16 protein-coding genes and 1 pseudogene are annotated in these 14,904 nt (G+C 66.7%); 8 read left to right on the top strand and 9 right to left on the bottom strand.

Annotated elements, in window-relative coordinates; translation table 11 throughout:
- Nucleotides 1-389 (top strand): annotated as a pseudogene (locus tag BN1132_RS14785) (HAAAP family serine/threonine permease); the annotation flags it as partial.
- Between the two features lie 50 nt (nt 390-439).
- Here BN1132_RS14785 and BN1132_RS14780 read toward each other — a convergent pair.
- From BN1132_RS14780 to metJ, 3 genes are all read right to left on the bottom strand, one after another.
- On the bottom strand, nt 440-778 hold the full coding sequence (locus BN1132_RS14780) for a tRNA-binding protein (protein WP_010675707.1): 339 nt from the start codon (nt 776-778) through the stop codon (nt 440-442).
- A gap of 84 nt (nt 779-862) precedes the next feature.
- Complete coding sequence (locus tag BN1132_RS14775) at nt 863-1,621, bottom strand: AraC family transcriptional regulator (RefSeq protein ID WP_042078501.1); 759 nt, start codon at nt 1,619-1,621, stop codon at nt 863-865.
- 35 nt (nt 1,622-1,656) lie between these two features.
- Nucleotides 1,657-1,980, bottom strand: coding sequence for a met regulon transcriptional regulator MetJ (gene metJ, locus BN1132_RS14770; protein ID WP_005327165.1), 324 nt, complete (start codon nt 1,978-1,980; stop codon nt 1,657-1,659).
- A 223-nt stretch (nt 1,981-2,203) separates the two neighbouring features.
- Here metJ and metB point away from each other — a divergent pair, with 223 nt between their 5' ends.
- On the top strand, nt 2,204-3,382 hold the full coding sequence (metB, locus tag BN1132_RS14765) for a cystathionine gamma-synthase (protein WP_042078499.1): 1,179 nt from the start codon (nt 2,204-2,206) through the stop codon (nt 3,380-3,382).
- On the top strand, nt 3,382-5,835 hold the full coding sequence (locus BN1132_RS14760; protein ID WP_042078498.1) for a bifunctional aspartate kinase/homoserine dehydrogenase II: 2,454 nt from the start codon (nt 3,382-3,384) through the stop codon (nt 5,833-5,835). Before metB ends, BN1132_RS14760 begins: the two co-directional genes overlap by 1 nt.
- Before the next feature lie 67 nt (nt 5,836-5,902).
- Here BN1132_RS14760 and BN1132_RS14755 read toward each other — a convergent pair whose 3' ends face one another.
- Together BN1132_RS14755 and BN1132_RS14750 are read right to left on the bottom strand one after the other, a co-directional pair.
- Entirely contained in the window at nt 5,903-6,592 is a 690-nt protein-coding gene (locus BN1132_RS14755) for an LrgB family protein (RefSeq protein ID WP_042078497.1), read from the bottom strand.
- Nucleotides 6,585-6,986: a CidA/LrgA family protein gene (locus BN1132_RS14750; protein WP_042078496.1), complete on the bottom strand. Its 402-nt coding sequence runs from the start codon at nt 6,984-6,986 to the stop codon at nt 6,585-6,587. The genes BN1132_RS14755 and BN1132_RS14750 overlap by 8 nt, the downstream gene beginning before the upstream one ends.
- Before the next feature lie 128 nt (nt 6,987-7,114).
- Here BN1132_RS14750 and BN1132_RS14745 point away from each other — a divergent pair, with 128 nt between their 5' ends.
- A complete protein-coding gene (locus tag BN1132_RS14745; protein ID WP_042078495.1) occupies nt 7,115-7,996 on the top strand; it encodes a LysR family transcriptional regulator in 882 nt (293 codons plus the stop codon).
- Here the strand turns inward: BN1132_RS14745 and BN1132_RS14740 are convergent.
- The 3 genes from BN1132_RS14740 to BN1132_RS20035 all read right to left on the bottom strand — a co-directional run bounded on the left by BN1132_RS14740 (nt 7,993) and on the right by BN1132_RS20035 (nt 10,845).
- Nucleotides 7,993-8,859 carry a type 2 periplasmic-binding domain-containing protein gene (locus BN1132_RS14740; RefSeq protein WP_084202966.1) on the bottom strand — a complete coding sequence of 289 codons (867 nt, stop codon included), beginning with the start codon at nt 8,857-8,859 and terminating at the stop codon, nt 7,993-7,995. The two genes, BN1132_RS14745 and BN1132_RS14740, sit on opposite strands and share 4 nt — an antisense overlap.
- A 156-nt stretch (nt 8,860-9,015) precedes the next feature.
- Nucleotides 9,016-10,443 (bottom strand): MocR-like pyridoxine biosynthesis transcription factor PdxR, encoded by a 1,428-nt coding sequence (gene pdxR, locus BN1132_RS14735; protein ID WP_042078492.1) that lies wholly within the window; start codon nt 10,441-10,443, stop codon nt 9,016-9,018.
- A 264-nt stretch (nt 10,444-10,707) separates the two neighbouring features.
- Nucleotides 10,708-10,845, bottom strand: coding sequence for a hypothetical protein (locus BN1132_RS20035; protein ID WP_157005445.1), 138 nt, complete (start codon nt 10,843-10,845; stop codon nt 10,708-10,710).
- A gap of 136 nt (nt 10,846-10,981) precedes the next feature.
- Between BN1132_RS20035 and BN1132_RS14730 the strand changes: the two genes are divergently transcribed.
- Genes BN1132_RS14730 through BN1132_RS14720 form a run of 3 tightly spaced genes read left to right on the top strand, consistent with a single transcriptional unit; the run spans nt 10,982 to nt 12,673 of the window.
- On the top strand, nt 10,982-11,449 hold the full coding sequence (locus BN1132_RS14730; protein ID WP_042078491.1) for an OsmC family protein: 468 nt from the start codon (nt 10,982-10,984) through the stop codon (nt 11,447-11,449).
- A 17-nt stretch (nt 11,450-11,466) separates the two neighbouring features.
- Complete coding sequence (locus BN1132_RS14725) at nt 11,467-11,916, top strand: rhodanese-like domain-containing protein (RefSeq protein ID WP_042078490.1); 450 nt, start codon at nt 11,467-11,469, stop codon at nt 11,914-11,916.
- The gene (locus tag BN1132_RS14720; RefSeq protein ID WP_042078489.1) at nt 11,906-12,673 is read left to right on the top strand and encodes a GNAT family N-acetyltransferase; all 768 of its coding nucleotides are present in this window, start codon (nt 11,906-11,908) and stop codon (nt 12,671-12,673) included. Before BN1132_RS14725 ends, BN1132_RS14720 begins: the two co-directional genes overlap by 11 nt.
- Before the next feature lie 68 nt (nt 12,674-12,741).
- Here BN1132_RS14720 and ybaK read toward each other — a convergent pair whose 3' ends face one another.
- Nucleotides 12,742-13,212, bottom strand: coding sequence for a Cys-tRNA(Pro) deacylase (gene ybaK, locus BN1132_RS14715; protein ID WP_042078488.1), 471 nt, complete (start codon nt 13,210-13,212; stop codon nt 12,742-12,744).
- Nucleotides 13,213-13,392: 180 nt separating this feature from the next.
- Between ybaK and BN1132_RS14710 the strand changes: the two genes are divergently transcribed.
- Nucleotides 13,393-14,874, top strand: a complete 1,482-nt coding sequence (locus tag BN1132_RS14710) for a sensor domain-containing diguanylate cyclase (protein ID WP_042078487.1) — start codon at nt 13,393-13,395, stop codon at nt 14,872-14,874.
- Nucleotides 14,875-14,904 lie beyond the last annotated feature (30 nt).

Raw genomic sequence — 14,904 nt, 5'->3', positions numbered from 1 at the left:
TGCTGAGCCTCTCCCCGGCTCAGTTGGCCGAGGCCAAGGCCCAGAACGTCTCCGTGCTCTCCTATCTCGCCAACATCACCGACAACCCGGTGATCGTGACCCTGGGGCCGCTCATCGCCTTCATCGCCATCAGCTCCTCCTTCCTCGGCCACTTCCTCGGCGCCCGCGAGAGCCTGAAAAGCCTGATCGCCAAGCCCACCGGCCTGTCGCTGGCCAGGGCGGACAAGCTCGGCATCGCCCTGATGTTCTTCGCCATCTGGGGCGCCGCCGTCATCAACCCGGGTATTCTGGGGCTGATGGAGACCCTCTCCGGCCCCGTCATCGCCATGATCCTCTTCATCATGCCGGTGGTGGCCATCTACAAGGTGGAGGCGCTGGCNNAGAGGCGACCCCGGGGTCGCCTCTCTTGCCTCTGCTCTCTGGTTGCCTTGCCGTCGTCTCACCCCAGCTTGGCGCCGTTCTCCACCGCCTGTTCGGGGATGGCGATCACCACGGCGCCGTCCGGCCGGTAGAAGCCGGTCAGCAGAAACTCCGACTGGATGGGGCCTATCTGCTTGGGGGGAAAGTTCACCACGGCGACGATCTGGCGCCCCACCAGATCCTCCGGCCGATAGAGGTCGGTGATCTGGGCGCTGCTCTTGCGCACCCCAAGCTCGGGGCCGAAATCCGCCCACACCTTGTAGGCGGGGCGGCGCGCCTCTGGGAAGGGTTCGACCCGCACCAGGGTGCCCACCCTGAGCTCCACCATCTCGAAATCCTGCCAGCTTATGGTCTGCATCTTGGCTCCTCGTTGCCCATACCTTGCATGAGCCTCAGCATGCCTCGAATGCCTGGGGATTGTCTTCGGCAAAGAGCCGACCGGTTACGGCAGGCGGCCGTTTTGCTGGCGCCAGAGGGAAGGGGTCAGTCCGGTCTCGGCCAGGAAGCGCTCGGCAAAGGCTCCCTGGTTCTGGTAGCCGCAGCGGCTGGCCACCTCGCCTATGGGCAGGGCGGTCTGGGTCAGCAGGGTGCGGGCCAGCGCCATGCGCCGCATCCTGAGGTAGTGGGAGACGCTCGTTCCCACCTGCTGGCGAAAGGCGTGTTTGAACTGACTCAGGCCGAGGCAGGCGATGGCGGCGAGTTCCTCGTTGGTGAGGGGGTCTGCGAGGTGGGCTTCCATATGACGCTGCACCTTGGCGATACGAGGGGCTATGCGGGGAGCGACGGCGGGGCCCATGCCGCGTCCCTCGGTCAGCAGCCCGAGCCACACCTGATCCATGCCGGCCACGTGGCGCCCCTCGGCCACCATGCGGTGCAGGAAGGCGAGGTAGTGGCGCTGAGCCTCATCCAGCTCGACGAAGGGGTGGTCCCCCAGGGCGGCCGGCAGCCAGTGGCTCTCCTGCACCAGAAACACGTGCGCCGGGTCGGCGGCGTAGTCGTGGCGAAGGCCAGGGGCGATGATGCAGGCAAAACCGGGGGCGAGGCGACATCCCCGACCCTGCACCTCGATCTCGAGGGGGCCGACGAGTGGGATCACCAGCTGGGCGTGGTCATGATTGTGGCTCTGCATGTCGCTCTGGTAGTGACGCAGGCTGAAGGGGGAGGTGGCAGATAAGCATGACGCGGCACCGGGCCGCGTCATTGAAAGGGATGCATCGTTTGCCATGGGCAGCCGCATTACTCGGCGTCGAAGTCTTCGATTTCCTTGCCAAGGGCTTCCATGATGGCGCGGGCCTCGGCGGGGACGCTGTCCGGATGATCCTTGCGCAGGTCGTCGTCACAGGGCAGCGGCTGGCCGGTGAAGGCGTGCAGGAAGGCTTCGCAGAGCAGCTCGCTGTTGGTCGCATGACGCAGGTTGTTCACCTGGCGACGGGTGCGCTCATCGGTCAACACCTTCAGCACCTTGAGCGGGATCGAGACGGTTATCTTCTTGACCTGTTCGCTCTTCTTGCCGTGCTCTGCATAGGGGCTGACGTAGTCGCCGTTCCACTCTGTACCCATGTTCCACCTGTAGTCGTTTGGCCGTGAGCGCGGATTTTAACCCTTAAGGAATTCAATGGCAATCCAACAGCAAAGCCATTTAGACGTCTAGAAGTGTTGACGGCTTTTTTAAGGTGGCGTAGTGTGGTGCACCATGGGCCGGCAGTCCGGCCAGCGAAAATGAGAGCGGGGCTGGACGACCCACGAGGCGGACCGGCTCCGGCAACCCATCAAGGAGAGTGACATGACCCACAAGGCCACCCTGGCGGTACGCACCGGGATTGAGACAGACACGCAGCACGGTGCCGTGGTGCCCCCCATCTACCTCTCCAGCAACTACACCTTTGCCGACTTTGGCGAGCCCCGTCAATACGACTATGCCCGCTCCGGCAACCCGACCCGCACCAATCTGGCGGACGCCCTGGCGGCCCTGGAAGGGGGGGCCGGCGCCGTGGTGACCGGCACCGGCATGGGGGCCGTTCACCTGGTGACCACGGCTCTGCTCAAGGCGGGGGATCTGCTGATCGCCCCCCACGACTGCTACGGCGGCACCTGGCGCCTGTTCGAGTATCTGGCGGCCAAGGGCCACTACCAGGTGCAGTTCGTGGATCAGGGAGACGAGGTGGCGCTGGCCGCCGCGCTGGCCCAGAAACCCGCACTGGTGTGGGTGGAGACCCCCTCCAACCCGCTGCTGCGGGTGGTGGACATCGCCGCCATCGCCGAGGCCTCCCACGCGGCGGGCGCCCAGGTGGTGGTGGACAACACCTTCCTCTCCCCCTTGCTGCAACAGCCCCTGGCCCTCGGCGCCGACGTGGTGGTCCACTCCACCACCAAGTACATCAACGGCCACTCCGACGTGGTGGGGGGCGTGGCGATCGCGAAGGAGCCCGCGCTGGCCGACTCCCTGGTGTGGTGGGCCAACTGCCTGGGGCTTACCTCCGGTGCCTTTGACTCCTACCTCACCCTGCGGGGTCTGCGCACCCTGGCTCCGCGCCTGCGCACCCATCAGGAGAACACGGATCGCATCCTCGCCTTCCTGCAGCAGCAGCCGCTGGTCAAGCGGATCTATCACCCCAGCCTGCCGAGCCATCCGGGCCACGACATTGCGCGCCGTCAACAGTCCGGCTTTGGCGCCATGCTAAGTTTTGAGCTCGATTGCAACGAGACGGGGCTGCGCGCCTTCCTCGCGGGGCTGCGCCTCTTCTCGGTGGCGGAGTCCCTCGGCGGGGTGGAGAGTCTGGTGGCCCATCCGGCCAGCATGACCCACAGGGCCATGACCCCTGCGGCCCAGCAGGCGGCGGGTATCAGTGCCCAGTTGCTGCGCCTGTCGGTGGGGATCGAACACGGTGAGGATCTGGTGGCCGATCTGGCCCAGGGGTTTGAACAGGCGCAGTTGGCACAACAGGCAGAGCAGGTGAAGTAATGGAACAACAACAAGGAGAGTGTGTGGTGTCAACAGAGGCAGTCTTCAAGCGGCGCCATGTACACAAGTTCGGCGGCAGCAGCCTGGCGGATCCGGTCTGTTATCGCCGGGTCGCCAGCATCGTCGAGCAACAGGTGGGGGGCAACGAGCTGGTGGTGGTCTCCGCCGCGGGCAAGACCACCAACCGGCTGATCCAGCTGGTGGAGCTGGCCGAGGCGGGGGACGAGGCCGCAGGGGAAGTCATCACGGCCCTGCACGCCTACCAGCAGAGCCTGATCGACGGTCTGCTGGAGGGGGAGCTGCTGCTCTCTCTCAGCCAGCAGCTGGCGGACGACATGCAGCTCATCGCCAAGACCCTGGAGGGGCAGTTCGACCGCTTCGAGCGCAACGGCCTGCTCGCCTTTGGCGAGGTGTGGTCGGCGCGCCTCTTGGCCGCCCTGCTCACCAGCCGGGGGGAGCCGGCCGCCTGGCTCGATGCCCGCAGCTTCCTGCGCGCCGAGGACGGCGCTCTGGTCAAGGTGGATACCGCCCTCTCCAGCGAGCTGCTCAAGGCGCGGCTGGCGGAGCATCCCGGCCGCATAGTCGTGACCGGCTTTATCGCCGCCGACATGGAGGGGCGCTCCCTGCTGCTCGGGCGCAACGGCTCCGACTACAGCGCCAGCCTGCTGGCGGCGCTGGCGGACGGCGAGTCCACCACCATCTGGAGCGACGTGGCCGGGGTCTACAGCGCCGACCCGCGCCGGGTGAAGGAGGCTCGCCTGCTGGAGCGCCTGAGTCTGGCCGAGGCGAACGAGCTGGCGCGGCTCGGCTCCTCGGTGCTCCATTCCCGCACCCTGCAGCCGGTGGCCGACAGCCGCCAGCGCCTCACCCTGCGCTGCAGCTACAACCCGGATGAGGGCTGCACCCACATCCTGCGCCGGGCTCCGCGCTCCGGCGGTGCCCGCATCGTCTCCTCGGTGGATCAGATCGCCCTCATCGAGCTCAAGGTGCTGCCGCAGACCCATTATGAGCAGACGGTGGCGGCCATCGAGGCCCATCTGGCCCGCCACCGCCTCCATCCGCTCACCCTGCAGCGCCAGCCGGATCGCCGGGTGTTGCGCCTCGCCTACACCCTGGAGGTGGCGGAAGGAGCCTTCGAGGTGTTACGGGACTTCCAGTTGCAGGGCAACTTCACCGGCCTCATCCAGAAGGAGGGATACAGCCTGGTGGCCCTGGTGGGAGCCGGCGTCACCGACAACGCCGAACAGTGCCACCGCTTCTACCAGTTGCTGGCGGATCAGCCCCTGGAGTTCGTCCAGGTGGCCAAGGACGGCCTGAGCCTGGTGGCCGTGCTGCGCCAGATCGTGCTGGAGCCGCTGCTCATCGCCCTGCACAGCGCCCTGTTCAGCCGTCCCACCCGGGTCGGACTGGTGGTGTTCGGCAAGGGCAACATCGGCGGTCACTGGCTGGGGCTCTACGCCCGCGAGAAGGCGCGCCTCGAGCACGAGCTCAATCTGGCGCTCACCCTCTACGGGGTGTTCAGCTCGGAAGGTGGGTTGCTGGACGAAGAGGGGCTGGACCCGCTCAAGGTGCAGGACAATTTCGCCCCCAAACCGCTGATCTGGCCGGAGCTCTTGTCCCAGCTGGAGCAGCACGGCTTCGACGCCCTGATTGCGCTGGACCTCACCGCGAGCGAGACGGTGAGCCGCTACTACCCGGACTTTGCCCAGCTCGGCATCCACATCATCGCCGCCAACAAGTTTGCCGGCGCCGCCGACAGCGAGTTCTACCAGCGCATCAAGCAGACTTGCCGCGACCACCAGGTGCAGTGGCGCTACAACGCCACCGTGGGGGCCGGCCTGCCCATCCAGTCCAGCATCCAGATGTTGCGTCAGAGCGGCGATCGCATCCAGGGGGTCTCCGGCATCTTCTCCGGTACCCTCTCCTGGCTGTTCCAGCAGTATGACGGCACCCGTCCCTTCTCCGAACTGGTGGACGAGGCCTGGCAGCACGGCCTGACCGAGCCGGATCCCCGGGAGGATCTCTCCGGTCAGGATGTGCGCCGCAAGCTGCTCATCCTGGCGCGGGAGGCGGGCTTCGAGCTCGACTCCGCCGACATCGAGCTGGAGAACCTGGTGCCGGTGGCCCTGCGCAAGGTGAGTGCGGATCAGTTCATGGACAGGCTCAAGGAGCTGGATGATCCCATCCTGACCGCCTTCGAGGGGGCGCGCCGGGTTGGCAAGGTGCTGCGCTACGTCGCCCGCTTCGAGCACGACGGCAAGGCCCGCGTCGGGCTGGAAGCGCTGGAGCCCCACCACCCGTTCGCGAACCTCTTGCCCTGCGACAACGTGTTCGCCATCGAGAGCGACAGCTATCGCACCAACCCCCTGGTCATCCAGGGGCCGGGGGCTGGCCGCGAGGTGACCGCAGCCGCCATTCAGTACGATCTCTGGCAGATCTGCGCCAGCCTCTAAGAGCCTGGTGGATGACACAAAGAAGAGGCGCCCTTGGGCGCCTCTTCTCGTTGGTGGTCAGAATGCCTTACCAGAACAGCTTGCCCAGCAGGGGGGCGAGCAGCACTGTGGCCATGCCGGCTATCATCATCACCATGCTGGAGACCACCCCCTCCTCGTTGCCCATCTGGTAGGCCCTGGCTGTCCCGGCGCCGTGGGCCGAGGCACCGAAGCCCGCCCCCTTGCCGAGGCGGCTGCGGATGGCGAGCACGGTGAGCACGCTCTCCCCCACCGCCATGCCGATCACCCCGGTCAGCACCACGAACAGGGCGGTGAGATCGGCGTTGCCCCCCACGGCACGGGTCGCCTCCACCGCGAAGGGGGTGGTGATGGAGCGCATTGCCATGCTGCGCTGCAACAGCTCGGAGAGGTTGAGCCAGCGGGCCAGCAGCACTGTGCTGCCCACTGCCATGACCACGGACGCCACCACCCCCACCGACAGGGAGAGCCAGTGGCGGCGCATCAGCCGGCGGTTCTCGTAGACGGGCACCGCGAAGGCGACGGTGGCCGGGCCCAGCAGCCAGAGCAGCCAGCGGGACTCGGCCATGTAGTCCCGGTAGGGGATGTGGAACAGCAGCACCACGGCCACCAGCAGGGTCGGGGCCAGCAGCAGGGGCATCAGGGGCAGGATGCGCTTCCTGCCATAGAGCCACTTGCTGGCGTAGTAGAACAGCAGGGTCAGGGCGAGGCAGAGCAGACCGAGCAGGGTATCAGACATGGCGGCGACTCCGGCGGGCCAGCCTCAGTTCGAGGCGATAGACCCTGTCCACCACCAGGGCCGTGGTGCCGAGCACCAGCACCGTGCTGACGACCAGCACCACCATGATGCGCCACCCCTCCTGCAGCAGCAGCTCCTGATAGTTGACCACGGCCACCACGGCGGGCACGAAGAACAGCAGCATCTCCGCCAGCAGCCAGCGGGCCCCGGCACTGAACCACTGGGCCTTGACCACCCCGAGCAGGATGCAGACCAGCAGCAGCAACATGCCGGTGAGGTTGGCGGGCAGCGGCAGGTGCAAGGTGCGCACCGCGATGTCGGCCAGCAACCAGATGGCCGCCAGCAGGGCGATTTGGAAGGGGGTTTGCAACCAGCGAAGGTAGAGGGTTTTCATGGCGAGCGTCTTTCTGTGAACCTGGTCACAGTATAGAGAGTGCCAAAACCTGCAAAAAATGAATTTAAATTATCAAATTCATGCCAAATAGGCATGATTGCTCCAGCCATCCCCGTCAAGAGAGCACCATGGATATCCGAGCCCTGCGTTACTTCGTCGAACTGGTGCGGGAGCAGAGCTTCACCCGCGCCTCCGAGAAACTGTTCGTCACCCAGCCCACCATCAGCAAGATGATCCGCAACATGGAGGAGGAGCTGGGCCAGCCCCTGCTGAGCCGGATGGGTCGCCGCTTCACCCTGACCGACAGCGGTCAGGTGTTGTTCAACCGGGCCCAGACCATACTGGCCGAGATGCAGCAGCTGGAGGCGGAGCTGGCGGATCTGCAGAGCCTGCAGCACGGGCGCCTCGCCCTCGGCATCCCGCCCATGGTGGGCCATGTCTATGCGGATCTCATCCGCGCCTATCGCAGCCGCTATCCAAACGTGGAGCTCTCCATCGTGGAGTATGGCGGCCGGCGCATCGAGCAGGCGGTGCTGGAGGGGGAGCTGGATCTCGCCATCACCATGCTGCCGACTAGGGAGGGGGGCGCCCTCTGTGCCCTGGATCTGGACAGCTACCCCATTCGGGTTGTGCTGCCGGACCTGCCCCGCTGGCGCGCGTGCCGGGAGATCCGGCTGGAGGCGCTGCGGGACGAGCCCTTCCTGCTCTACACCCGGGCCTTCACCCTGAGCGAGCGGCTGGAGCAGGCCTGCGAGCAGGCGGGATTCGTGCCCCAGGTGGCGGCCCGCAGCAGCCAGTGGGACTTTCTCACCGCCATGGTGCGCAGCGGCATGGGGGTCGCCTTCCTGCCCGAGCCCATCTGCCGGCGGTTGACGCCGGACGGCCTGGTGCAAAGACCCCTGGTGCCGGAGCTGAGCTGGCGGCTCGGGGTGATCTGGCCGAGCGATCGCTACCTCTCCCGCACCGCCGAGGCCTGGCTGGCCCTGTGCCGCGAAGAGGGCGGGGGCTAGTCCTGCCGGACGCCCCGAGCGGGGGGGTCATGATGGCCGATGCCAAAGTCGTCCCGGGCCGGATCATAGAGGTAGGCCTTGTAGTCGACCCCGGTGCTGGGCAGCAGGGGGTTGGTCAGCCTGAACATCTGCCGTGACGCCAGCCGGGTGAAGGCCAGGGAGGGCTGGAAGTGCTGGCGCCAGAGCCGCTTGAGGGAACCGTCCTCCCAGGCCAGTTGCAGGCCGAGCCACAGGCGCTCTCGCTCCTTGCCGTAGGTCGCATGGCTGTAGAAGGCGTGGATCAGCGGGTAGAAGAGGGTCAGATGGCGGTCGACGGCCAGCTCGGGCAGGGCGGGGTGGTGACGCTCCCACTCCGTCAGTATCTCGTTGGCGCCGCGGCAGAAGAGGTCGACCCGGCCGCGGGCCACCAGGCGAAACAGCGACTCGTAGTTGTCCACCTCATGCACCCTGAAGCCGTTGTGACGCAGGATGTCCGCATCACGCCACCCCTTGCCCACCCCCTGGCTGAATCCCTGCAACTGGCTCAGGGAGCGGACGCCGGCCAGCGCCCGCGCGCTCTCCGGGCCGACGAAGCAGACCCGGTAGCTGAGAATGCCGAGATCGATGGGGAAGGGGTGCAGGCTGACTTCGGGATGCGGCCGCTCCTGGGGCCAGCTGTCGACGATGAAGAGTGCGCTCCTGCCCGGTTTCTGCACCTCGAGCCGCATCCTCGCCTTGTTCATCCTGACTGAGTCGAGCAGTTCGTAGTCACCGTATTCGGGGCGGGTCTTCTCCAGCGCCAGCTGCATCGCCGCACGGTAGTAGTCCATGCGGGCATCCTCACTGCTTTCCGGGCCGATCAGTGTGTATCGGGTGGCCGCCATCGGGGAGGACGGGAGGGTGAGCGCGAGGAGGAGGAGGAAGAGGAGTCGGTGCATCTGGGCCGGGTTCTGCAGCGTCGTTGCGCCCAGTATAGTGCGGCCTCCCCCGTGGACCCAGCGCTATCAGGCTCTGGCACCTCTGACCTGTCGGCGTGCCGGTCAGACGGTGCGCATCAATTGCCCCAGGCGGCGGCAGAGTTGGCGCAGGGTCTGGTTGTCGAGGCTGGCAAAGCCGAGCAGCCAGCCCTCCCGCTCGGGGGCGGCGAGGTGGAACTGGTGCAGTGGACGCAGCCCCAGCCCCCGGGCGTTAGCGATCGCTGTCCAGCGCGTCTCCCCGCCGGGGGGCAGCTGCACGGCGCACTGCAGACCGGCACCGCTGTGGATGGGGGTGAGGGCGGGGCAGTGCTCGGCCAGCTCCGCCAGCAGCAGATCCCGCCGGCTCTGGTAGACGAGGCGACTCTGGCGCAGGTGGGTGGCGAAGTGGCCGCCCCGGATGAAGTCCGCCGTCACCGCCTGCTGGAACTGGTTGCTGTGGCCATCGACCGCGGCCCGGGCCCGGCTGAAGGCGGTCATCAGCGGCCGTGGCAGCACCAGATAGGCGAGACGCAGCGAGCCGAACAGCACCTTGCTGAAGGTGCCCACATAGAGGACGCGCCCCTGGCCGTCCAGCCCCTGCAGGGCGGGCAGCGGGCGCTGGTCGTACTGGTACTCCCCGTCGTAGTCATCCTCCAGGATCCAGGCGCCGTGCCGCTCGGCCTCGGCCAGCAGCGCCATGCGCCGGCTCAGGCTCATGGGCACGCCGAGGGGATACTGGTGGGCCGGTGTGCAGTAGATGAGCCTGGGCCTGGGGTGCGCCCCTGCCGGCTGGAGACCCTCCTCGTCCACCGGCACCGGGTGCACACGGGCCCCCGCACTCTCCATGGCGGTGCGGGCCCCCGGATAGCCGGGATCCTCCACCCAGACGGTGTCCCCGGCATCGATGAGCAGCTGGGTTGCGAGCAGTATGCCCTGCTGGGAGCTGGTGAGGATCAGGATCTGATCCGGCTCGCACACCACGCCACGGGACTGCACCAGATAGCTGCTGATGGCGGCCCGCAACTCCCCCAGCCCCTGGGGATCCCCGTAGTTCATCCAGTCGCCGGCGCGCTGGCGCCACTGCTGCTGCATCAGTCGCCCCCAGAGCGCCTGGGGGAAGAGGCGGGGATCCGGCTGGCTGGAGGCAAAAGAGGCCCCCACTTCGGGCACGTCGTGGCAGGCCCCCCCGTCGGCCATCTCCTGACCACGGCGGGAGAGGCCCGCCGCCGACTGGGCCTGGCGCGGCGCCGGGCGAACTGCCGCCAGGGCGACGAAGCTGCCGGCCCCCATCTTGCGCACCAGGTATCCCTCCGCTTCGAGCCGGCCATAGGCCAGCTCCACCGTGCTGCGGGAAACGCCGAGATCCCGTGCCAGGGGGCGACTGGCGGGCAGGCGACTGTGCAGGGGCAGGTGGCCCGCCAGAATCGCTTCCCTAAGAGTGCGCACCAGCTGTTCGTGGAGCGGCAGTTCGCCGTGCGGTTGATTGGCAAAGAGAGTCGGCAGAACTGTCATGGCTGGCCTCCTCCGTGCTGGGGCTGGTGCCCCCTCCATCCGGACATCGCCTCCCTCAGGGAGCGCACCCGCTGTTCGTGGCGCGGCAGCTCGCCGTGCGGTTGATTGGCAAAGAGAGTCGGCAGAACTGTCATGGCTGGCCCCCTCCGTGCTGGGGCAGGTGACCCCTCCCTCCGGACATCGCCTCCCGCAGGGTGCGCACCCGCTGTTCGTGGAGCGGCAGTTCGCCGTGCGGTTGATTGGCAAAGAGAGTCGGCAGAACTGTCATGGCTGGCCTTCTCCGTGCTGGAGCAGGTGACCCCTCCATCCGGACATCGCCTCCTGCAGGGAGCGCACCAGCTGTTCGTGGAGCGGCAGATCGCCCTGTGCCTGGCTGGCGAAGAGCGTGGGCAGCAATGTCATGAGGGGCTCCATCGGAATGAAATTGGTCTGCCTATATTGGCGAAATTGGTCGGCGTGGCAAGGCCATTTTGTCGCTACATTGGTGGGCAGGCAGTGACGCCCATTGGCGGCACTATTGGCAACAGAAGGAGTCTGCATGTCGGAATACAACGCCACCATCAGTTGGCAGCGGGGGGCTGGCGAGCCCTTCGTCGATCAGCGTTACAGCCGGGCCCACGAGTGGGCGTTTGACGGCGGGGTCAGGGTGCCGGCCTCCTCTTCCCCCCAGGTGGTGCCTCTGCCCTGGTCGGTAGCCGAGCACGTGGACCCGGAGGAAGCCTTCGTCGCGGCCCTCTCCAGTTGCCACATGCTCACCTTCCTCTGGCTGGCGGCGAGGGCGGGGTATCTGGTGGAGAGCTACCGGGACGAGGCGGTCGGGCTCATGGCAGAGAACGGGCAGGGCCGCCTCGCCATGACCCGGGTCACCCTGCGTCCCAGGGTGGTCTTTGGGGGTGAGCACAAGCCGACCTATGACGAGCTGGCGCAACTGCACCACCAGGCCCACGAGGAGTGCTTCATCGCCAACTCGGTCAACACAGTCGTCACCACAGAAATAGCGCTCTAATCACAAGGAGATTCAGGATGAGTCATGTATTGCGTACCGGGGTGGCGAGCCCCGTGGAGGCCAGCGCCTTCTTCGAGGCCCAGTTGAAGTTTCGCACCGACCCGGCGGATCTGGCCGCCGACCTGCTGGCCGGGGAGGCGGGTGAAGGGGGCCGCATAGTGGTCATCGACACCCGCTCCCCCGAGTACTATGCCGAGGGGCACATTCCCGGTGCCCTCTCCTTCCCCCACCGTACCATGAGCCCGGCCACCACAGCGGGGCTGGCGCGGGACAGGGTCTATGTCTGCTACTGCGACGGCATCGGCTGCAACGGCTCGACCCAGGGGGCCTACAAGCTGGCGGCGCTCGGATTCGAGGTCAAGGAGCTGATCGGCGGCCTGCACTGGTGGCGTCAGGACGGTTTCGCCGTCGCCACCGGCAGCGAACCAGGCGTCTTGCTGGAGGGGGGGATCGCCTGTGCCTGCTGATACCTGCCCGAAGGGAGATGCCCCCGTCACCAACCGCTTTGGTCAGCCCCTGGGACAGGCGCTCCCCGAGTGGCGCGGCGCCGAGTTCCCCCCTCATCGGGTGCTGAGCGGCTGGGGCTGCCGCCTGGAACCGCTCGATCCCGAGCGCCACCTGGCCGATCTGTGGCTGTCATTCAGTGCAGACAGCGGGGCCATGTGGACCTATCTCACCAGCGGACCCTTCGCGGACGAGGCGGCCATGGGGGCCTGGCTGCGAGGGGTCGCCGCCAAGGCCGATCCCCAGTTCTATGCGATCAAGGATGCGGAGAACGATCGGGCGCTGGGGCTTGCCAGCTACCTGCGCATCGACCCCGCCGCGGGCAGCATGGAGGTGGGCTGGCTGCATTTCTCGCCGGCCCTGCAGCAGTCGCGGCTGGCGACGGCGGCCATGGCGCTGATGATGGCCAATGCCTTTGCCCTGGGATACCGGCGTTACGAGTGGAAGTGCAACGCGCTCAACTGGCCTTCGCGCCAGGCGGCGCTGCGCCTCGGTTTCAGCTATGAGGGAACCTTCCGCCAGGCGCGGGTGGACAAGGGCCACAGCCGGGATACGGCCTGGTTCTCCGTCATCGACGGCGAGTGGCCCGCCCTGCAGCACTGCTTCGCGCGCTGGCTGGACGACGCCAACTTCGACGAGGCCGGGCGCCAGCGGCTGCGGCTCTCCGAGCTGACCGCCGCCTGCCGCGCCAGGGGTGATGTGGCCGGCCCGGCAGACTGATAAGCGTGGCAGACCCATGACGCGAGAGAGGCCCCGGATGACGGGGCCTCTCTCGTGCACGCCGCGGCTCAATCGTGATGGTCTCCGATGGGAGCCGCTATCCACTTCAGCAGGCGCACCATGTCCTCGGGCGCCACCCCGACGGAGAGGCCGCGCTTGCCGCCGCTCACCAGGATCTCGTCAAACGCCATGGCGGAGTCGTCCAGCACTGTGGGCAGCAGTTTCTTCTGGGCCAGCGGGCTGATGCCGCCCACCTTGTAGCCGGTCAGCTTCTCGGCCTCCGCCGGCTTCATCATTTCCACCTTCTTGAGGCCTGTGGCCTTGGCGAGCTGCTTGAGGCTGCACATGCCCGATGACGGGACTATGGCGACCACCGCCTGCTTGTCGTGATGGGCGAGCAGGGTCTTGAACACGCGCGCCTCGGGCAGGCCGAGCTGGGTCGCGGCGTGCTTGCCGAAATCGTCGTGGGCCTCGCACTCGTAGGGGTAGAGCTTGTGGGGGATCTTCAGCTTCTTCAGCAGGTTGATGGCGGGTGTCATGGGGTCTCCTCGAACCGTGGCAAGGCCAGACAGTCTGCGCCCGGTAGCCAGATGTGGCAAGTATCAGCCTTTCCCCCCATGGGGGCCGCTGTTAGCGTAACCGGATGCCGGATCCTATGATTTGAGCTCTTGTTCCCGCATTCCACCGCGATGCGACGGCGATCGAAAGGAATCGTAGCCATGAATACCCCAGCAATCCGCTCTCGCGATATCGACGCGTTCGATCGTTATGAGGCCCTTGCCCGGCTGACCGCCCTCGACCGGGCCTACGGCATGGTCGAGTTCGATCTGGATGGCCGCATGGTGTCGGTCAACCCGCTGTTCTGCCGCATGTTCGGCTATGCTCCGGAGGCGTTGGTGGGCCAGTCCCATCTGCTGCTGTTGCCACCGGAACTGCACGCCGAGCACGGACGCTTCTGGCAGGGGGTGCTGAAGGGCGAGATCCACTCGGGGGCGTTTCGCCGCGTCATGCAAAATGGCGACACCCTCTGGATCCACGCCACCTACATGCCCGTCACCGACGAGGCGGGGACCCTGCTCGGGGTGGTCAAGCTGGCCCACGACATCACGGCCGAGATGCTGGCCAAGCAACGGGTCGAACAGCAGAGCCAGCTGTTCGACATCGTCGTGGCCGCCCACCAGAGTTTTCTGCTGGACCGCAATCTGGGGTCGGCCTGCGACACCATCTTCGAGCGGCTGCTGAGCGTCAGCCAGAGTTCCTATGGCTTCATCGGCATCATGCAGTACGAGGAGGGGCGGCCCAGCCTCTACATCCCCTCCATCTCCAACGTCTCCTGGGACGAGGAGACCCACGCCTGGTACGAGCAGCAACGCCAGAACCGGGGCGGCCTCACCTTCAGCAAGCTGGACAACCTGTTCGGCCATGTGGTGACCCACAATACCCTGGTGTGCTGCAACGATCTGCCGAGCCATCCGGCGAGCCGCGGCGTCTCCCCCCGGGGCCACCCCCATCTGGACAGCTTCCTCGGCATTCCCATCCGCCACAAGGGAGAGGCCATCGGGATGATCGCCCTGGCCAACCGTCCCGGCGGCTTCGACGAGACCCAGGTCACCCTGCTCGAACCGCTCACCACTGCGCTGGGCACCCTGATCCACGCCCGCAATCTGGAGGACGAACGCAGCCGGATGGAGCGGGTGCTGCGCTTCAACGCCGAGCACGACTTTCTCACCAAGCTGCCCAACCGCAGCAGCTTCTTCCATCAGGCCAAGGTGCTGCTGGACCATATCCAGCAGCACCCTGCCGAGGGAGAAGCCTGCTGCCTGGCCCTGATCGACATCGATTTTTTCAAGCAGATCAACGACGAGCATGGCCACCTTGCCGGTGATGCCGTGCTCGAGGCGCTCGCCAGCCTGCTGATGCAGGCGGTGCGCAGCAAGGATCTGGTGGCCCGCTTCGGCGGGGAGGAGTTCATCATGCTGCTGCGGGGGACGACCCTGGAGGAGGCCCATGCCATCATGGAACGCATCCGGCAACTGGTCGAGCAGCACAGCTTCGCCTATCAGCGCCAGGCGATCGCCGTCACCATCAGCGTGGGCCTGACCCCCTACCAGATGAGCTATCGCCGCATGGATGACTGGCTGCAGTGCGTGGATCAGCGCCTCTACGAGGCCAAGCGCTGGGGACGCAACCGGGTTGCCTAGGAGGCCTGGGCACTGGAAACAAGAAGGGCG

Source organism: Aeromonas sanarellii, from assembly GCF_000820085.1.
GTDB classification, from domain to species: domain Bacteria; phylum Pseudomonadota; class Gammaproteobacteria; order Enterobacterales; family Aeromonadaceae; genus Aeromonas; species Aeromonas sanarellii.
Note: the sequence above shows the minus strand (reverse complement) of the source record. Positions and strands in the feature narration are given on the sequence as shown.